Annotated in this window: 18 protein-coding genes; 7 read left to right on the forward strand and 11 right to left on the reverse strand. The window is 57.3% G+C overall.

Annotated elements, in window-relative coordinates; translation table 11 throughout:
• Window positions 1–31: 31 nt before the first annotated feature.
• Window positions 32–166, forward strand: a complete 135-nt coding sequence (locus Q669_RS20020) for a hypothetical protein (protein ID WP_022992307.1) — start codon at window positions 32–34, stop codon at window positions 164–166.
• Window positions 167–248: 82 nt separating this feature from the next.
• Window positions 249–1,001: a YiiX/YebB-like N1pC/P60 family cysteine hydrolase gene (locus Q669_RS11275; RefSeq protein ID WP_022992308.1), complete on the forward strand. Its 753-nt coding sequence runs from the start codon at window positions 249–251 to the stop codon at window positions 999–1,001.
• Window positions 1,002–1,010: 9 nt separating this feature from the next.
• On the opposite strand, the gene Q669_RS11280 is transcribed toward Q669_RS11275, so the two are convergent.
• The 6 genes from Q669_RS11280 to Q669_RS11305 all read right to left on the reverse strand — a co-directional run bounded on the left by Q669_RS11280 (window position 1,011) and on the right by Q669_RS11305 (window position 8,130).
• Complete coding sequence (locus Q669_RS11280) at window positions 1,011–3,158, reverse strand: putative bifunctional diguanylate cyclase/phosphodiesterase (RefSeq protein WP_022992309.1); 2,148 nt, start codon at window positions 3,156–3,158, stop codon at window positions 1,011–1,013.
• Window positions 3,159–3,282: 124 nt separating this feature from the next.
• Entirely contained in the window at window positions 3,283–3,972 is a 690-nt protein-coding gene (locus Q669_RS11285) for a cytochrome c peroxidase (RefSeq protein WP_022992310.1), read from the reverse strand.
• 47 nt (window positions 3,973–4,019) lie between these two features.
• Window positions 4,020–4,754, reverse strand: coding sequence for an NRDE family protein (locus tag Q669_RS11290; RefSeq protein WP_022992311.1), 735 nt, complete (start codon window positions 4,752–4,754; stop codon window positions 4,020–4,022).
• A gap of 4 nt (window positions 4,755–4,758) precedes the next feature.
• On the reverse strand, window positions 4,759–5,322 hold the full coding sequence (locus tag Q669_RS11295) for a DinB family protein (protein ID WP_022992312.1): 564 nt from the start codon (window positions 5,320–5,322) through the stop codon (window positions 4,759–4,761).
• A gap of 107 nt (window positions 5,323–5,429) precedes the next feature.
• On the reverse strand, window positions 5,430–5,669 hold the full coding sequence (locus tag Q669_RS19635; protein WP_022992313.1) for a hypothetical protein: 240 nt from the start codon (window positions 5,667–5,669) through the stop codon (window positions 5,430–5,432).
• Window positions 5,670–5,751: 82 nt separating this feature from the next.
• The gene (locus Q669_RS11305) at window positions 5,752–8,130 is read right to left on the reverse strand and encodes an amylase (protein ID WP_081699736.1); all 2,379 of its coding nucleotides are present in this window, start codon (window positions 8,128–8,130) and stop codon (window positions 5,752–5,754) included.
• 232 nt (window positions 8,131–8,362) lie between these two features.
• Here Q669_RS11305 and Q669_RS11310 point away from each other — a divergent pair, with 232 nt between their 5' ends.
• The 3 genes from Q669_RS11310 to Q669_RS19640 all read left to right on the forward strand — a co-directional run bounded on the left by Q669_RS11310 (window position 8,363) and on the right by Q669_RS19640 (window position 10,771).
• Window positions 8,363–9,037 (forward strand): TVP38/TMEM64 family protein, encoded by a 675-nt coding sequence (locus tag Q669_RS11310; protein ID WP_022992315.1) that lies wholly within the window; start codon window positions 8,363–8,365, stop codon window positions 9,035–9,037.
• A 221-nt stretch (window positions 9,038–9,258) separates the two neighbouring features.
• Window positions 9,259–10,440, forward strand: a complete 1,182-nt coding sequence (locus Q669_RS11315; RefSeq protein ID WP_022992316.1) for an ADP-ribosylglycohydrolase family protein — start codon at window positions 9,259–9,261, stop codon at window positions 10,438–10,440.
• Between the two features lie 172 nt (window positions 10,441–10,612).
• Entirely contained in the window at window positions 10,613–10,771 is a 159-nt protein-coding gene (locus Q669_RS19640) for a hypothetical protein (RefSeq protein ID WP_160170562.1), read from the forward strand.
• A 55-nt stretch (window positions 10,772–10,826) separates the two neighbouring features.
• Here the strand turns inward: Q669_RS19640 and Q669_RS11320 are convergent, their stop codons facing one another.
• Window positions 10,827–11,672: a DUF547 domain-containing protein gene (locus tag Q669_RS11320; protein WP_036149573.1), complete on the reverse strand. Its 846-nt coding sequence runs from the start codon at window positions 11,670–11,672 to the stop codon at window positions 10,827–10,829.
• 145 nt (window positions 11,673–11,817) lie between these two features.
• The gene (locus Q669_RS11325) at window positions 11,818–12,372 is read right to left on the reverse strand and encodes a carboxymuconolactone decarboxylase family protein (RefSeq protein ID WP_022992319.1); all 555 of its coding nucleotides are present in this window, start codon (window positions 12,370–12,372) and stop codon (window positions 11,818–11,820) included.
• Between the two features lie 116 nt (window positions 12,373–12,488).
• On the opposite strand from Q669_RS11325, the gene Q669_RS11330 reads away from it, so the two are divergent.
• Complete coding sequence (locus Q669_RS11330; RefSeq protein WP_022992320.1) at window positions 12,489–13,094, forward strand: TetR/AcrR family transcriptional regulator; 606 nt, start codon at window positions 12,489–12,491, stop codon at window positions 13,092–13,094.
• Window positions 13,095–13,097: 3 nt separating this feature from the next.
• Here Q669_RS11330 and Q669_RS11335 read toward each other — a convergent pair whose 3' ends face one another.
• The 3 genes from Q669_RS11335 to Q669_RS11345 form a co-directional block, all read right to left on the reverse strand.
• Window positions 13,098–13,547, reverse strand: coding sequence for a DUF302 domain-containing protein (locus Q669_RS11335; RefSeq protein WP_022992321.1), 450 nt, complete (start codon window positions 13,545–13,547; stop codon window positions 13,098–13,100).
• Window positions 13,548–13,625: 78 nt separating this feature from the next.
• The gene (locus Q669_RS11340) at window positions 13,626–14,477 is read right to left on the reverse strand and encodes a UDP-2,3-diacylglucosamine diphosphatase (RefSeq protein WP_022992322.1); all 852 of its coding nucleotides are present in this window, start codon (window positions 14,475–14,477) and stop codon (window positions 13,626–13,628) included.
• 133 nt (window positions 14,478–14,610) lie between these two features.
• The gene (locus Q669_RS11345) at window positions 14,611–15,237 is read right to left on the reverse strand and encodes a YbhB/YbcL family Raf kinase inhibitor-like protein (RefSeq protein ID WP_036149576.1); all 627 of its coding nucleotides are present in this window, start codon (window positions 15,235–15,237) and stop codon (window positions 14,611–14,613) included.
• Between the two features lie 248 nt (window positions 15,238–15,485).
• Between Q669_RS11345 and Q669_RS11350 the strand changes: the two genes are divergently transcribed.
• Window positions 15,486–16,796, forward strand: a complete 1,311-nt coding sequence (locus Q669_RS11350) for an NAD(P)/FAD-dependent oxidoreductase (protein WP_022992324.1) — start codon at window positions 15,486–15,488, stop codon at window positions 16,794–16,796.
• The last annotated feature ends 143 nt before the right edge of the window (window positions 16,797–16,939 follow it).

Genomic DNA, 16,939 nt, shown 5'->3' on the forward strand with positions numbered 1-16,939 from the left:
TCCCTCTGTCCTTTGTTACAGAGCACCACTGATGTTTCTGGAACTTCCTGTGGCCACCCCTGTCTTTGGAGCCTGGCCAATGCTTGCTGCCTGCGCTGCCCTGTTCCTTTTGCGGGATTACGATACCCTGACACTCTCCCGCCAACCGGTTCCCGCCACCGCCTGATCCATCAGGGAAAGGCTGTAACATTCTTCCCGGTTGCCCGTCTCTGTTATCAACAAAAGCAGACTTGCAATCGGGGTGAACCATGCTGCTGAACTGGCTGTCGAGGCGACTGGCTGCCTATCTTTCCAAACAGATCAAATGCCACTCAGTCCGAACTTCCACCTGGGCAGCTATACAGGCGTCGATTAAACCCGGGGACGTGCTCCTGGTGGAGGGAAATACCAGAATCAGCACGGCTATCAAGTATCTAACTCAGTCAACCTGGTCCCATGCGGCGCTGTATCTCGGCCCCGAGGGGAACCTGGGTATTGATGAGGACGGAGAGGAACATGATCTGGTCGAGGCGGATCTTGAGGAAGGTATTCGATGCCTTCCGCTGTCTTTTTACCGGAACTTTCACACCCGAATCTGCCGGCCTGTCGGGCTCAGTGACCAGGATATCAGCAAGCTGATCGACTACTCGAAAAGCCGGATCGGGCACCAGTACGACCTGAAAAACGTCTGGGACCTGGCACGCTACCTTTGCCCCACACCACCGGTACCAACCCGTTACCGTCGTTCCATGCTGGCATTGGGCAGTGGCGACCCTACCCGGGCCATCTGTTCGACATTTATTGCCCAGGGCTTCCAGTCGATCCGCTATCCGATACTGCCTGAACGCCTGGCCAAATCAGACGATGACGCAGATTGGCAAGCCCAGCAACGCGAATACTTCCGGATTCGGCATCACTCCCTGTTCGCGCCTCGGGATTTTGATGCATCGCCCTATTTTGATGTAATCAAACCAACGCTGGAGCAGGGGTTTGATTACCGGCAGTTTCAGTGGGCAGATTGAGCCTCCTGTTTAATCATCGCCCTTATCTTTCGCGGCCCGGAATCCCGTTTGCGAGGGCTTGCCCAACAGATACCCCTGCAGCTCGTCGCAACCCGCCGATGCCAGCCAGCTAGCCTGTGCTTCGGTTTCAACACCCTCGGCAATAACCTCGCAGCCCATGGCATGGGCCATGGTGATTATGGTTCTGCACAGAGCCTGGTCCTGCTCGTTATCCGGAAGGCCCGTTACAAAGGTCCGGTCAATCTTGATACGGGACACAGGCATTGCCTTGAGATAAGCCAGGGAGGAATAGCCGGTGCCAAAATCGTCGACCGCAAGGGTCAGATCCAGCTCACGAAAGCGATTGAGGGTTGTCATTGCCAGTTCAATATCGTGCATCAGGGCCGTTTCGGTAATTTCCAGCTCCAACAGACGAGCGGAAACGCCACGGCTTTCAAGCAAAGCCGAAAGTCGGTCGGCAAAACCCGGATCGTGAAGCTGAAGCGCAGAGACATTCACCGCAATTCGCCCTGAAAACCCCTGTTCCGACCATTCCTTCAAAGTGGCAACCGCCTGTTCCAGGACCCAGTCGCCGATTTTTACGATCAGCCCGGTTTCCTCCGCCAACGGAATAAATTCAGCGGGTGAAACCGGGCCAAGCAGGGGATGATGCCAGCGAAGGAGCGCTTCATAACCGGTGTTCCGCCTGAGGCGATCGAACTGCGGCTGGAAATACAGCTGCAACTGCCGGTTGTCGATGGCCGTTTTGAGACTGTGAATCAATTCCTGCCTGTGGAGGACCTGATCTCCGAATTCCGTGGCAAAAAACTGCACCCTCTGGCTCGGTGACTTTTTTGCACGATGCATGGCAATTTCAGCGTGACTGAGCAGGGTTCTGGCATCCTGTCCATCCAGTCCGGAGACGGCAACGCCGGCACTGACTTCACACTCAAATGTTTTACGACCAACCTGGACTGGCCGCTGACAGGCTTCGATAACGGCAGAAATCCGGACTTCAATGTCCGTTGAAGCTCGGCCCCGATCACCGACCAGCAGCCCGAACACATCGCCTCCAAGACGGGCAACCCGGCCATGATTGGTACTGAAGCCGGCGATACGACGGGCAATTTCCTGCAATACCCGATCGCCAGCCTCGTGGCCTGCCAGACCATTCAGCGTCTGGAAATCGTTCAGACCGAGCACCAGAACGGCCTCTTCCCCTCCGCCATGGTCTGGATCGCTGAAATGGCGGTCCAACTGCTCTTCGAACAGGCTTCGGTTGGCAAGGCCGGTAAGTTGATCATAAAGGGTCCGGATCTCCAGTTCCTGCTCGGTTCTTCGCAGGGTGCGGGTTCGTTCCGCAAGCAATTGGTCGAGCTCCCGGTTAAGCAGTTTCAGCCGTGACAGGTAAGCCGCGTTCTGTTTCAGCATGCTGTTGAACACTCCTTCCACTTCACCGAATTCATCACAGCGGCCGGCGGGCGTGAGGTATTTCAGGGGATGTTCGGCGTCCTCGCCAGCGCGGGATATGCGATCACGGAGTTTGAGGAGTGGGGACAGCATCATACGATCGACCACGAACATGGTCACGGCGGTCACAAAAACGGCGATCAGCAGCGACAGACCCAGTATCCGGAACACAAAGGCAACCAGCTCCGATGGCACGTCACTAACATCCACCCGGGCCAGGACCTCGTAATCCGAGAGAACCGGGTCAGCGGCCCAGGAGAGATCGAGCATTCCCTGCGGTGTCCTGGGCGCAGAACGAAGCAAGCCATTGGCGGGGTGTGGCGTTGTGATGGTTTCACCCGCTCGATACTCGGTTCCGGCTCTGCTCAGGGAGACACCAACCAACGGACTGCTGGTGATCAACGCCTCCAGCGCAGTCCCGGTTATATCGCGTCCCCGGGAGTGATTGATGAAAGTGATGATTGCCTGGCTGGCTATATCAACCCGGTCGTTCAGAAGGTCTTCCTCGTAATTGCGGTACGACGGAATAAGGATGGCGACCTCAATGGCAAGAATGGCCGTAAAGGCCGCCAGGGTGAGATTGCGGCACAACCGGCAATCCATGAGTTGTCTGGCCCACTCCCTGAAAGAACGCCTGGCAAGGGATTGATCCTCCCTGCCCAGCTCGCCGTTGGCCATGTCCAACTCTGGTTCCACCACCGATTTCATACTACCTCGCCGTTTGTGTGAGTTTTTTAGAGAGACACGCAAGGCAAAGGTAAATTACAAAAAAGGGTGGGGTTTTACCCCCACCCAAGTCCGACAGCAGACTCACTGATGCAAAGCGATATTACTACTGCTTGTCGATAAACTTTTTCTGTTCCACGCGGGAATACTCCGTTAGCGCTGCCAATTCCTCGGAACCCCATTCAAGAGGCTCCGCAGCCATCGGTGCCACCATGCAGATCTGCACCATTTCATCCAGGTGCACCATATCCATGCCGAAGTCGCGCTGCCCCATGGCCACGACATGGGGGTATTCATTCTTGAACGTGGCGTTGTAGCCAGCGCCATTGGCATGACAGGTTGCGCAGGAAAGGCCGTTGGAAGAAAGGCTGGTGTCGTTGAAAAGCTTTTCGCCCTGAGCCCGCAGATCGGCCACATTGCCCTGATAGGGCGTATAGCCATCGGGACGGCGAACCGCGTTTTTCAGCTTGGCAGACACGCCTTCGCCTTCTGCCTCACCTTCAGCTTCACCCTCGGCTTCCCCTTCGGCCTCGCCTTCACCTTCTGCGTGGCCCTCTGCTTCACCCTCGGCGCGAGCTTCTGCTTCGCCCTCTCCTTTCGCGGAACCTTCCGCCTCGCCCTTGGCCTCGCCTTCAGCCTCCCCCTGGGCGGCCTCAGCCGAAGGGATCAACCCAAGCCCGGGACCGCTGCTCGCATTGAAGCCGGCCACGGCCACCACCGTCATCATGGGAACCGATACCATGAGATTCCGGGACAGTTTTCGTAGAAGTTCCTTTCGATTTTTGTCTGTGGACATATGTGCAACCTCCGGTCGTATTTTTCCTTGTTCAGGGTGCGAGCCTGTTATCCAGGCCTTTGAAGCACGGACACCCCGGCCGCGCAATTGTTACTGCCCGGAAAACCGGGCCAGTATCTGAATGTGACATCGGTATCAGTTACCCGGATATGACTCATGCTTACCGTGGCGCGACCTTTTCGCTTCATGGCGATGGCCACGCTCTCAGGCCAGCCATGTTTGTTCTGATGCAGGTCCATGAGACGCCCGACAGCCCGGCCTGGCTCACAGTGCTTCATTGCAAGGCGAACCAGATAACGACGAAGAGCGGGAACGACGCGCGGCATAAGAGACGAAGAACTGATGGTCGTGCCTGCCAGATCACGGGTTTCTTTCAACAACTCGCCGGTCCATTCCCACTTGATAGGACCACAGGGCTGGGTGTTGAATGCCAGGAGAATAAAAGGCGGATACCGGGACAGGGTCTCACCCCAGAGAAGTTCCCGGACTTCGGCAACGGTGCGCGCTGAGCTCAGATGTCTGACCAGCAACCCGCGGCTTGTCGCCTTTACTGCAGGCACCCGGGATGGGTAACGATAGTTGTTCAAAAGGGCGACAATGAGGCCCTGGCTGTTGGCTGCGATCCAGGTGCCACCACCCAACGGATCTTTGGGCATCACCGTGCTGACCCCATCGCGACACTCAACAACGGGCGGGCCCGCTTCGGGGCGCTGCAACGACTCGTCCCTGTTGAAAAACAGGTCAAGTCCTGCCGGTGAGTATTGCCAGCTCAGGGTACACATTAGGTCAGGCGCTTTCGGCCATACCCCGGGCCTGCCGTTGCAGGTATCGCAAGGTTGAGGGATGAACCCCGAACCCGGCACCGACTTCCACGCCCGCCTGCTCGGCCAGCATGCCGATAATCGCCATGTGGTGAATGGTATGGCTGGCCAGGAACACCAGTTCCCGATCCACGCTGGTCGTGACTACCTGCCCCTGTTCGTCGCTGGTGTGCAACATGGCAAGCCCGTCGGAATGGTCCGCGCTGAATCGGCTACGCAACGTCTGCAGAATCTCTGATAATCGGTTGGCACCAGCGCGCCGATCCGTTTCCAGTGACAGCTCCCGCTCGCGGTTTTCATAGTCAAGCAACGCTCCCGGTGACCTTGTTGCCGACAGCAGGGCACTGTAATGGTCGATAATGTGACGGACGTGCTTGCCAATCACATGCTGTTTACGCTGGCCGAAGCTTCGCCGGTAAAGATTACCGGGCAAGTTTTCCAGCATTTCAATGAGCTGCCCGATTGCATGGGCGTTTTCTTCAACAATGTCGTTAATGGTGTCGTCTCGCTCAGAGCCTGATTGAGTCATGGTCTTCGTCCGCTTCTTGTGGTCCCGGGTTCTGTCGCCTTTGAAACTGGAGCAGTGAGAACGACCGCGTGGACACAAGTCTGGCTCGTGCCCACCCGATCAACGGTTCAGGCTTCGGCCTCTCCTTCGGCTTCACCTTCCGCTTCGCCTTCAGCCTTGCCTTTCGCTTCGCCTTCGGCCTCCGCCTCTCCGGCGGCGAGCATCAGGTAGCCGGGTTCAGCCGTGGCGTCGGCGGCCGATACGTTGAACGCCGAAGCGCCCATAACCACCGCAAACACGGGGCCGGTATAGGCCATGCCCCGGGCAAGCTTGCCGAGCAATCTCTGTTTCTGTGTTTCTCTGGACATGATGTGTCCCCCTTGATTTGACGTAACAACTGCCAGGCTTACACCCGGCCTCTCCGTATCCGGAGCCAGAGAGCTTTTGCGCTCAACGGCCCCCGGATGCCTTTTGCGGTGCCTTCTCAAAACACCGCCCGGACAGTGCCGCCGCGGCGGCCTCCAGATTATTCATATCCACCAGATAGCGCTCACGACCTTCCAGCCAACCGGCCAGCTTGGCGAAACCCTCGGTATCCAACGGCCGGCCGTCTTCGCCGCAACAGCTGGAAATCAGGTGTCTGAGACTCTCGTTCACGGTCAGGGTCTGCACACCGCTGTCGTCTCCCAGTGGCTCCGCACTCGGCACGAGCAGGGCGTTTACGCGCCCGGCAAAGCCTGCAATGCCTGTTTTCGCTGGCGTGAACACACTTTTTCCATCGGGGTTGTGCAGGGGCAAACCCAGCCCGGTGACGCTAGAGCCATTGGTACTTGTGAGCAGTGCGCCACGGCCATAATCCACCCGCCATTGAGTGGACAACGCCAATGTCAGCGCGTCCCGCAGCGACGGCTCAGAATGGCTGACCAGGAACACTTCGCCATCGGGGCCGGCAACAAGACCGGCGTCTATGGCGATGTCATCGTGTCTGGCGGCATGGGTGGCCAGACAGCTGGCAAGCGCCGGAACGACCGCTGCCAGTGACAGACGAGAGCGGATCACCTGGCCATCAAGAATCAATGTAAAGCCCGGGGTATCCCGAACAATTTCAAGTCTTGGCAATGAGTCCTTACCCGCCTCATCGGAAACCGCCATGGGCTCAAGCAGGCTTTCAATCCGGTTGACCAGCGGCGCGCTGTCGGTGAAGAAACGTGCCCGGAAACGACCGCAAGACAGGGCCATCGACATCATGGTGGAGGTTTCCGGGAACGGAGGCTGGCCAGACTCTGAAGCCTTCTGATCACCCGGCTGCCCCTCGGACTGAATCAGGAAACGGTTATTGACCCAGTCCGCCAGGGTATTCCAGACATCGTTCCGGATAGCCCAGGCATCCGGGGCAGAGGGCATGCTTTTCAAGGCAGACTCCACCAGCGCCGAGGCAATGTCATCCGGCCCGGCGCCCTCGGTGGCCATCAACCAGATCAGCGACGCGGTCTCGTTCAGGCTGCTCAGGTGGCCCAGGCGGGTGTCGTAGAGGTAAACCTGGTCTTCGCTGAAGGTTTCCTCTGCCACCCAGCGTTCGAGGCGGGGTTGCTTGAGGGGCCGGTCAGAGAGAGCCTGGGCGACGACCCAATCCGACAACCTCGGCAAGGCCATGAATGGCAGGTATTCCGACGGGTTCGCCCCCGGTATCAGATTCCGGAACCCGCCACTGTTGGCCAGTTCCGTCTGGGTCTCACGAACCAGTTGCTCGACAACGGAACCACGCTGCTCATTGTTCGGTGACCGGTTCAGGCCGAGCATTTCGACCATGTCAGCAACAATGGATCCTTTGATACGTTCCTCGATGTCTCCGCCGCTCTCCGGGCCGGCACAGACTTCGAGAGATGGGCTGAGGTTGCACTCGAGAACCCAGGGCTTGATGTCAGCATCGATCAGACAATCAATGCCCATCAGTTCATAGCAGCCACGGGTATCGGCGCCGACCACCCGGGAGCGCTCTCGCATGGGCTCCAGGGCAGCCAAACAGGTGAGGGCGACCATGTCCTCGATTTTGGCAAACAGGGCTTCATCATCGTGGCCCTGTTCCCGGAGCCAGGCCCGGTAACGTTCGAAATCCACGAATTCCACGGGCACGTCGGCATCCAGATTCAGCGCGTTCACATCCGGATTGGTGAGATAGCTGTAGGGGTTATTCGCGTTTTCCTCGTCGTAAGGCATAGATGCCAGCTTGGCAAAACCCTGGTGATACAGGTAAACGCGAAAGGGAGAGACGGAAGAAACCAGCACATACAGCCGCAGAACGTATTTGCGACCGTGCATGGTGTGGGGATTTTCCAGGTACTCCTGGACCATCCAGGAGGATTCCATGGGCACGTCGGCCGGATCACCCACCAGCTGAATCCCCTTGCCGCGGGCGGCATTTTTCGGCTTCAGCAACCAGCGCTTGTCCGGATTGTCCAGCGCCGCCTGCTGGAACGCGTGGTAATCCCCGGGCATCGAGAACACTTTGGGCACGAATGCCAGGCGGTCCGTCAGATGCTTGCCGCTCTTTTCCTGCCGCTCAACGCGGTCGCGCAAATCCATCAGGCTGCGGTAAAGGCGGCTTTTCACCGTGAGGGCATTGTTGCCGGGGATGTGGTTGATTTTCCGCTCCGGCCCCACCTGGCTGAAAAATTCCGGGTCCGGCATACCGGTATACCAGCAGGCATCCCAGTTTTCAGGGCCTTCAGCTTTTTGCCACAGGGATTTATCGAGAGATTCCTCGAAAAAACGATCCTGTTCATAGGACCTGTTGCCACCCATCCAATACTGACGATCCTGCCGAGTCATCTTGTCGCGCTCTCCGTTCCGGTTGTCCGTTGCCCGTCGTCGTCAGGGCATTGATTTCTCGCGTTTCACGGATACCGACACATGAGATTTGCAACTGTTACAGAGACGCGAACACTTATCTTTGAGCGCGACGAAGCAGCCGCGCTGATATCATTCACTAGGAGAGTTCGACACACTTTCGGCCCGGAACAGGTCTTGGTGAAGCAGCGCGAAAAGGAGAAGCAACCTGACAATGACTTTCAGAATTGCCGTAATCGCCATAACTCTGGCCGCCCTTGCAGGCGCTTGGTGGCTTTTACAAAGCCTGGGTATGCCAGCGGATCTCTCGCCAGACACACTGGCGGAATGGCTGAGCAGCCAGGGCGCTACAGGGCCGCTCCTGCTGATGCTATTGATGATGATTGCTGTGGTGGTGGGGCCCATTCCCACCTTACCCGTAAGCGCAACAGCAGGGCTTGCCTTCGGTATTCTCTGGGGTACGGCTATCGCAGCGACCGGCGCACTGCTGGGGGCCCTGTCTGCCTTCTGGATTGCCCGGTGCCTTGGCCGGGAAGCCATCTGCAACCGATTCCCGGACAATCCGGTACTGGCCAGAGACGGCTCTCAGCGTTTTCTGACCATTGCGGTGCTCCTGACCCGACTGATTCCCGTGTTCTCATTCGCTCTCATCAGTTACGCCGCCGGCGTTACTGCCATACAGACCTGGCGTTTCGCCATCGCGACCCTGGTCGGCATGCTGCCGATGACGGTCGTGTTCGCCGGCCTGGGAAACACATTCAAACTGAACCCGGCTCTGACAGTACTGGCCGGCCTCGCTATTCTCATCGTCATGATATGGTTGCCCTGGTCGATCAGCCGTCACCCCGGCTCAAGGCTGGCCCGCTGGCTACAACTGAATCAGCAATAAAAAAGGGTGGAGACCAGCTCCACCCAAAGGGTCTGTGACCCGACCAACGATGCAGAGGTCACACAGAGTCAACGCAGTAATTAACGTAAATCGGTTCAACGGCGCTTGCCGTTTCGAGTATTACTACACACTGACGCCCCTGCCAGCCGAATGTTAAAAACCGGGTTGAGAATGTATAGATTTAATCGCCCATTCCTGACAACGACCGATAAGGACTTGCCATGGAAAATAACGGATCCACAGAAAGAAGATACTCGATAATAGCCGCCCTCGCCGGCGGCTGGGTTGCCGATGCCGCGAGTCTTGGACTGCACTGGCTTTACGACAGCGGACGTATCCTGGAGGTCGGTGGCGAAGCACCGGAATTCCTTCCGCCAAAAGCAGAGTATTACAGTCATGGCTTTGGATATTTTGCCCATGAGGGCAAACAGCCCGGCGACATCAGCCACTACGGCGCCGCCACCGAGGTGCTGGCTGACAGCCTGCTGGCCAGCGAAGGCCGACTGGATATCCGGGACTACCAGCGGCGCTTCCGTGCCTGTTTCGGCCCCGGTGGCAACTGGTGCGGGTTCCTGGACAACCCTACCCGCATTACCCTGGAAAACCTGACAGCCATTGAACACAGGGCCATCGACCATGCCCTGTCGACGGTCACCACTGCGCTGACAGAACAGCAGCAAAAGGTGCTGATTCAGAAGGTCATGCCCTATACCCGACGCCTCACCGGCGACCAGCTGACGGAACCGGTCAAGGCAGCCATTGGCCTCACCTATCGGGAGCCGGAAATACAGGACGCCGGCCTTCACCTGGCACGGACCATAGACGAGCAGCTGGTTCTTGAAAGCGGTGCCGATGATCTTCAACTGCCGGCCGTGTCCAAACTGTCCCCACTGGTCGCCTGTTATTGCGGCAGCGAACGTATACTGGATATGGCCGAAGCTGCGGTCCGGGTCACCAACCACAGCGATGAAGCCGTCGCCTGGGCCCGCTGCGCCACTCAACTCCTGGATCATCTTTTCCAGGGCGGCTCTATCAGCGAGGCGCTTGATCTGGCCGCCCCGTTGGCACCGGATACTGATCGTCTCAGCCAGGCCCGGTCCGGTTCCAGACTCGATGCCCGGAGCGCCGGCGATACCTTCGGGCGCACCTGTTACCTCCATGAAGCCATGCCCGTGATTTTCCATATTCTCAGACACGCTGGCAGCTACACCGAAGCGATTCGCGCCAACATCCACTGCGGCGGCGACTCCTGCGGCCGGGCATGGATCATCGGTCCTGCAATGGCCGCCATTCATGGTGTGGGGAGCGAAAAGGGTATACCCCTGAGTTGGCTGACGCGCCTGACCGGTGGCTCGGATATCCTTGGCAAACTCGAGTCGCTGGTAAACGGCAACTGGCCATAAAAGGGCCCACAGAAAGAGGCGCCCGCCCTCTATCCAAAGCACTTATATTTCTCAGAAGTGTTTACCAAATATGTAACGGACCGATTTCACCAGTGTCTATACCTCGTAACCGTGAGCTCACCCGATGTCAGCAAGAGCCCACAGCGATGTCTCAAATATGAGGTACCAGAACATGAAAACCCTGACACTGATAGTCGCCACCATTGCTCTGTCATTATCAGCAACCAGTGCACTGGCCATGAACGGTCAGGCCAACAGATTCAATGAAGCAAGGAGCTTTCCAGACAAAACCATTGAACATCCAGCCGATGTAAAAGTCTCGGGAAGGTAGTGAAAGGTATATGAAAAGCCGTTACTCATGGGAGTAACGGCTTCTTTGTATCCGGTTATTCCAACTCCGGGAAGTTCTCCGGGCGATTCAGAGCCCAGTCATAGCTGATGGAGTCCACAGCGGCGGAGCCTTTCACCAATGCGGCTATCTCGACAGTCGCCCACTTTGAAATAAAGGCCTTCGCAGAACCCGCCGCCTGCCTGAAGTCTTCCTCATACCACTTGAACAACTCGGTCAGGTACAGGGTGTCGCCGCTTACCCGCAGGTGACGCGGTGTGTTAAAGGCAAGGCGGGTGTTTTCCTCTAGCAACTGTTCCAGATTATCCGCCGTATACAGCTGTGCCCGGAGTGGCGGGCAACCAACCGAGGCACAATTGACGGCAAAGTGAACCCTGGCATCTTTCCAGCCTTTATCGGCATACTCCTCACCCAACAGAATGCCTTTTTCAATGCCATCGAGGCTGTAATCACGCCCACCTACCGAAAACCGTTCTCGTTCAAATACATTATCGACGAAGGGATTCAGACGGCCTCCATAGTCCCAGACGGAAGACACCAACTCATCACCTGGTCGTTCCGTCAAGATCTGGAACACCATGAAAAAATTATAGGCGTTGATCCAGAACGCCACAGACTCTTCTCGTCCATCCAGTGTTCGCGGATCGAATTCCTGCAGCAACGTGCGCTGGCGAGCCAGTAGTTGAGGAGTGGCGTTATCATTCAGCGCCGCCAGGTAATCAAACGCAGAGACCAGGCCGCCACCCGGCAATCTCTGCTCGATGACATAGCTTGCAAGCAGGCTCTGGTAACCCTTAAACAGACTGCGGTTGGGGTCCGCCGTTGTGACACCTGACAACAGACTGAGGCCAAGCATCACCGATAATAGCCATGCAACACGCATAACCGCTCCTTCTCTCGATTCATCGGTTCATCTCTGATTGCATGTGTACAGACCCCGTTCCAACACCACTGTTACAAAGACAGCGGTACATTCACCTGGCTTGCCAAAGACCGTGCGACATATGTCGCACGGCAAGCACATCCAGTTAACTGTTCTTTTCCCACGCGAACTTCTTGAACGGCTCGTCAATCGGCGTCTCGGCGATGTGGTTGATGTAATTGCTCATAACCTTTTGTGACAAGGTCATGATGACTTCCAGCGCCTGTCTGTGGCCGTAACCCGCGTCAAAGAACGCGCTCAGGTCGTCCTTGCTGACGTTGCCCTGTTTGCGCATAACGGCAAGCGTAAAGTTACGCAGAGCCTCCAGCTTGTCACTGGGCAGTGGCGTCTCGTCTCGCAGCGCATCGATGATCTCGTCTGAGACTTTCATCATTTTTGCGATGCCCGTGTGCGCCGGCACACAGTAGTGGCAGGCATTTTCCACGTTGATGGTCTGCCAGACCACGGTCTTCTCATCGTTATCAAAACTATTGTTCAGTACCAGTTCGTGCAGCGTCTGATAGGCCTCAAGCACCTGGGGGGATTCCGCCATCACGGCATGCAGGCTGGGGATCATGCCCATGGCTTTCTGGGAGTTCTCCAACAGAGGCTTGGCACCTTCCGGTGCAGAATCGATATCGTGTAGTTTGAAATTTGCCATTGCTGTAATCCACTTATTTATGAATGATCGCTCAACTACCAACACTATCTATTTTTGAACACTCATTCAAGCTATAATTGAGCAGATACTCAACAAGCAACCAGGCGGTGACCACAATGCCCAGACCCCCAAGCTACGATCGGGAAACGGCCCTCGCCAGAGCGGTCGGTCTGTTCTGGCACAAGGGCTACCATGGCAGCTCCATGAAGCAGATTGAGCTGGCACTGGATATGCGCCCGGGCAGCATCTACGCGACATTCGGCAGTAAAGACGGGCTGTTTTCGGAAGCATTAGCAAGATATGCGCACCAGGGAGGGGAAGATCTGGCCAGGCATATGGCGGGTTACAACAGCGTGCTGGATGGCCTGCAGGCTTATCTGTTGAAGATCGCCAGGAACTGCTCTGATCCCGACTGTGCACCGGCGCGGGCCTGCCTGATTGTGAAAACGCTGCTTGAATCCAGCCATACCAACACCGCGCTGTATCAACAGGCAAAAGGCGTCCTGGCCGCCATTGAAGATGCCTTTACCGAGTTACTGGAAGACGCCAGAAAGCAGGGCGAGCTGGCACCTGCAACGGACTGCCGCCGGCTGGCGCGACTGATTCAGGGGCAGATCATGGGGCTGCGCTCCATGGCCGAGCGTGACCTTTCAGCCATGGAATTGGAACACCTGGGCCAGGATATGGCGGCCATTCTGGACGCGTATCGGGTCAGAAACTAAACACTAGCGTTCAATAGCCTGGGCCGTCATGCCCGCCAGGGCATCCACCAGGTTATTCACCACCGCACAATCGGGCACACCGTGTCTTTCCGCCAGGTATTGCGGATCGTTGTAACCCAGCCACACCTTGCCATCTTCATCTTCCCAGACCAATGCCTTCAGCGGCAGATCAATCCCGGCGGTCTGGGCGCATTGCATCAGGGGAGTACCACCTTTTGGATTGCCGAAAATCAGCAGTTCGGTTGGTCTAAGGGACTCGCCGACACTCTCGGCCCCTTGCGCGTGATCAATGCGTGCAAACACCTTCAGGCCCCTGTCCTTAACAATGGCTTCAAGCTTGTCCATGGTCTGCTTTGGGGAATGGGGACTTTCCAGCCAAATCAAACCATCGGCAGCCGTGGCCAAGACACTGCTGGCCATCAGGCAAAGAAAGGTAATTATTCGGAAGAACATATCGGGCTCCTGTTCTAGCTGAGATACTACCAGCAGGTTAGTTCACCGGGCTCGTGTTCTCCAACTGTGGCCGACAGGCTACCGGGCAGGGCCGCTGAATTGCTCCAGAAACGCCGCCGGTAGCGCATCGATTACGGGTCGGGCGTCACCGGCCAGCTCCGGGTTCGGCGCCTCCGGTTCCCGGCTCAGGGTAACCGGCGATTCAGACCAGTGCAGCAGCTCCAGCCGGCCACTCTCCTGCTCCACCAGCGCAGTGCAATGCTCCACCCAGTCACCATCATTGCAATACAGCCCATCCTCACTGCGCAGAAAGCCGGCGGAATGAATGTGACCGCAGATAAAACCGTGATAGTGGCCTTTCTCCGCCGCAGTCAGCGCCGCCAACTCGAAACGGCGGATAAAGGTTCTGGCCTTGCCAATCCGGCTTTTGATCCAGGCAGCCAGCGACCAGTAGGGCTTGCCCTGTAGCCGGCGCAGGGCGTTGAACCAACGGTTCAGACGCAACAACAACCCATGGGCGCGGTCGCCGACCAGCAGCATCAAAGGGCTGCAGCGCACCACCTGGTCAAACTGGTCGCCATGGCAGACCAGAAACTGACGACCATCGGCGGTGGTATGCACAGCCTTGTACTGCAATTCGATGCCGGAAAAGGTCTGGCCACAGAAACGCCGGAAGAATTCATCGTGATTGCCCGGGATGTACACCACCCGGGTTCCTGTTGCGGCCAACTCCAGCAGCTTGTGGATAACCTGCCGGTGGCTGTCGGGGAAATGGGCGCGCCGTTGCATGGCAATCAGGTCGACAATGTCACCCACCAGGTAGAGGGTCTGGCACTGAATGTTATTCAGGAAATCCAGCAGATAGTCCGCCTGGCAATCGGCGGTACCCAGGTGAACGTCGGATATGAATACGCTGCGATACTGTCGCATGGTGCCTCCGGTGAGATCAGGCCTGCTTTCAGGATCCTGACATCACCTTGGCAACACCCGGTGACACCGGGGTGACAGCACCAAGACAATTTGATGAAAGCGGAGCCGACGTAGCCGGCTCCGCTGGCTGCAACTACTGGCGAAGGGCGGGATTAAGCGTGTAGGTGCCGGTTACCCGAGCACTGGCCAAGACATGACCGGCCATGGCCTGACGCACGTCATTGCCGTCAAATTCACCCTCCAGGCCCAGGGTGTCTACATCCAGAGCATGCACTTCAAAGTGGTAGTGATGGATAATTTCATCATTCCAGGGCGGGCAGGGGCCGTCATAACCGGCATAGGTACCGGCCATGTCCGGATTGCCGGCCAGAAACTGGGTGTAATTGTTCACACCACGGACACCAATCGGGCCAGGTCCATAATCCTTGCCCTTGGGACTGACACCATCGCTGTCTTCACCTTCCGGGATCCGCTTTGTGCCAGCGGGAATATCCACCAGCAGCCAATGGAAGAAATCGACACGTGGCAGGTCGGCCGGTACGGTCTTGCCTTCCTGATTGACGTCGTCGGCGACGCTGGGCACATCCGGGTCAAACATCATCACCACAAAGCTTTTGGTGCCCTCCGGTGCACCGTCCCAGACCAGCTCCGGGTTCCGGTTGGGACCAAAACTCATGTGGTCCTGCTCACTGAACACACCGAACGCAAACTTCTCCGGAACCGGCTGGCCATCCTCAACACCTCGAACCTGCAGTTTCACGTTGATTTCTCCTGTCTGTTCTTCAAGTGGATGAGAAGTTTGTAGCAGCGCCAACGGCTCTGTGTCCAGCCCGGCCATACTAACGAGAGAGCCAATAGGTACTTGGGCTCAATTGTTTCGCCCCGGCATCAGCGGTAGTATACGGCGCTGTATTAGCTCCCTAATCATAGGCATTCAGGCCAGTGACGACAGCCAAGCGCTTTCATCCGAGAGCGTTTGGCTCTCATCACTTAAAGGTCTGAAACGTTATGGAAAACCTTCATCACATTGTCGTGGTCGGCGGCGGTGCCGGCGGTCTGGAACTGGTCACCAGCCTGGGCAACAAGCTTGGCAAAAAACGCAAGGCCCGTATTTCCCTGGTCGATGCCGGCCTTACCCATGTGTGGAAACCCCTGCTGCATGAAGTGGCCTCCGGCTCGCTGGACGCCAGCGCCAACGAGATCAATTACCGCGCCCACGCCCGCAAGCACCATTACGAGTTTCAGCTCGGCCGCATGAGCGGTCTGGACCGGGCCAACAAAGCCATCGTGATTGCGCCCTTCCGGGATGAAGAAGGCCAAGAAGTAGTGCCAGAACGGCGCCTTCATTACGACACCCTGGTGATCGCTGTTGGCAGTACCGCCAACGACTTCGGCACCCCCGGCGCACAGGAGCACTGCCTGTTCCTGGACAGTCTGAAGCAGGCACGCCGCTTTCATAACCTGATGCTCAATGCCTTCCTGCGCAAAAATCACGAAGCCCTTCAGGGCCAACCCCATGCCCTGAACATCAGCATCATTGGTGCCGGAGCCACGGGTGTGGAACTGGCCGCCGAGCTGCGGCTCGCATCCCGCGAATTGCCCATCTACGGCATGAACCACCTCAAATCTTCCGATGTTTCCATCAGCGTGATCGAGGCGGCCGACCGAATACTGCCTGCGCTGCCCGGGCGCCTTTCCGCCGCAGCCACCCGGGAACTGGAACGCCAGAAAGTGAAGGTACTGACCGGGCAGCCCGTGAGCGAGGTGGGCGAGAACAGCCTGGTTATGAAGGACGGCACCGAACTGCCCTCGGAAATGACCATCTGGGCCGCTGGCATCAAAGCACCGCCGTTCCTGGCGGAACTGGATGGCCTGGAGACCAATCGCGGCAATCAGCTGCTGGTGGAACAGACCCTGAAAACCACCAAAGATGCGGATATCTTCGCGTTTGGTGACTGCGCCGCCTGCCCGCAGCCGGAATCCGACCGGCCGGTGCCGCCACGTGCCCAGGCCGCGCACCAACAGGCCGACACCCTGTTCAAGACACTCTGCAACCGGCTGGAAGGCAAAGAAGCCATCCCCTTTGTGTACAACGACCATGGTTCGCTGATCAACTTCAGCAAATACACCACCGTCGGCAACCTGATGGGTAACCTGTCCGGCCGCAGTATGTATATCGAAGGGAAAGTCGCCAGACTGTTCTATGTGTCGCTGTACCGGATGCACCAGGTAGCCCTGCACGGCTTTCTGCGTACCGGCGTGATCTGGCTGATGGACAAGATCAGTCGGGCCATGCAGCCGCGGTTGAAGCTGCACTGAATCGGATAGCCCGTTCCGGCTGGTTTGGAGCGGGCGATGGGAATCGAATCTTTGTTTTAAATCAGACAGTTAAACCTGGAAACCTAGTTCGTCATACAAACTACCATACAAGCTTTGCCAGCCTACATTTTCTGTTATTTTTT

The sequence above is a fragment of the Marinobacter sp. C1S70 genome (assembly GCF_000475355.1).
GTDB lineage: Bacteria > Pseudomonadota > Gammaproteobacteria > Pseudomonadales > Oleiphilaceae > Marinobacter > Marinobacter nauticus.

Excerpts from the sequence above, each read along its gene's own strand:
- Q669_RS11330 (WP_022992320.1), top strand. The coding sequence starts at position 12,489 with ATGCCCAGACCCCCAAGCTACGATCGGGAAACGGCCCTCGCCAGAGCG.
- Q669_RS11290 (WP_022992311.1), bottom strand. The coding sequence starts at position 4,754 with ATGTGTACCCTGAGCTGGCAATACTCACCGGCAGGACTTGACCTGTTT.
- Q669_RS19635 (WP_022992313.1), bottom strand. The coding sequence starts at position 5,669 with ATGTCCAGAGAAACACAGAAACAGAGATTGCTCGGCAAGCTTGCCCGG.
- Q669_RS11295 (WP_022992312.1), bottom strand. The coding sequence starts at position 5,322 with ATGACTCAATCAGGCTCTGAGCGAGACGACACCATTAACGACATTGTT.
- Q669_RS11320 (WP_036149573.1), bottom strand. The coding sequence starts at position 11,672 with ATGCGTGTTGCATGGCTATTATCGGTGATGCTTGGCCTCAGTCTGTTG.
- Q669_RS11305 (WP_081699736.1), bottom strand. The coding sequence starts at position 8,130 with ATGACTCGGCAGGATCGTCAGTATTGGATGGGTGGCAACAGGTCCTAT.
- Q669_RS11280 (WP_022992309.1), bottom strand. The coding sequence starts at position 3,158 with ATGAAATCGGTGGTGGAACCAGAGTTGGACATGGCCAACGGCGAGCTG.
- Q669_RS11275 (WP_022992308.1), top strand. The coding sequence starts at position 249 with ATGCTGCTGAACTGGCTGTCGAGGCGACTGGCTGCCTATCTTTCCAAA.
- Q669_RS11315 (WP_022992316.1), top strand. The coding sequence starts at position 9,259 with ATGGAAAATAACGGATCCACAGAAAGAAGATACTCGATAATAGCCGCC.
- Q669_RS11285 (WP_022992310.1), bottom strand. The coding sequence starts at position 3,972 with ATGTCCACAGACAAAAATCGAAAGGAACTTCTACGAAAACTGTCCCGG.
- Q669_RS11350 (WP_022992324.1), top strand. The coding sequence starts at position 15,486 with ATGGAAAACCTTCATCACATTGTCGTGGTCGGCGGCGGTGCCGGCGGT.
- Q669_RS11340 (WP_022992322.1), bottom strand. The coding sequence starts at position 14,477 with ATGCGACAGTATCGCAGCGTATTCATATCCGACGTTCACCTGGGTACC.
- Q669_RS20020 (WP_022992307.1), top strand. The coding sequence starts at position 32 with ATGTTTCTGGAACTTCCTGTGGCCACCCCTGTCTTTGGAGCCTGGCCA.
- Q669_RS11325 (WP_022992319.1), bottom strand. The coding sequence starts at position 12,372 with ATGGCAAATTTCAAACTACACGATATCGATTCTGCACCGGAAGGTGCC.
- Q669_RS19640 (WP_160170562.1), top strand. The coding sequence starts at position 10,613 with ATGAAAACCCTGACACTGATAGTCGCCACCATTGCTCTGTCATTATCA.
- Q669_RS11310 (WP_022992315.1), top strand. The coding sequence starts at position 8,363 with ATGACTTTCAGAATTGCCGTAATCGCCATAACTCTGGCCGCCCTTGCA.
- Q669_RS11335 (WP_022992321.1), bottom strand. The coding sequence starts at position 13,547 with ATGTTCTTCCGAATAATTACCTTTCTTTGCCTGATGGCCAGCAGTGTC.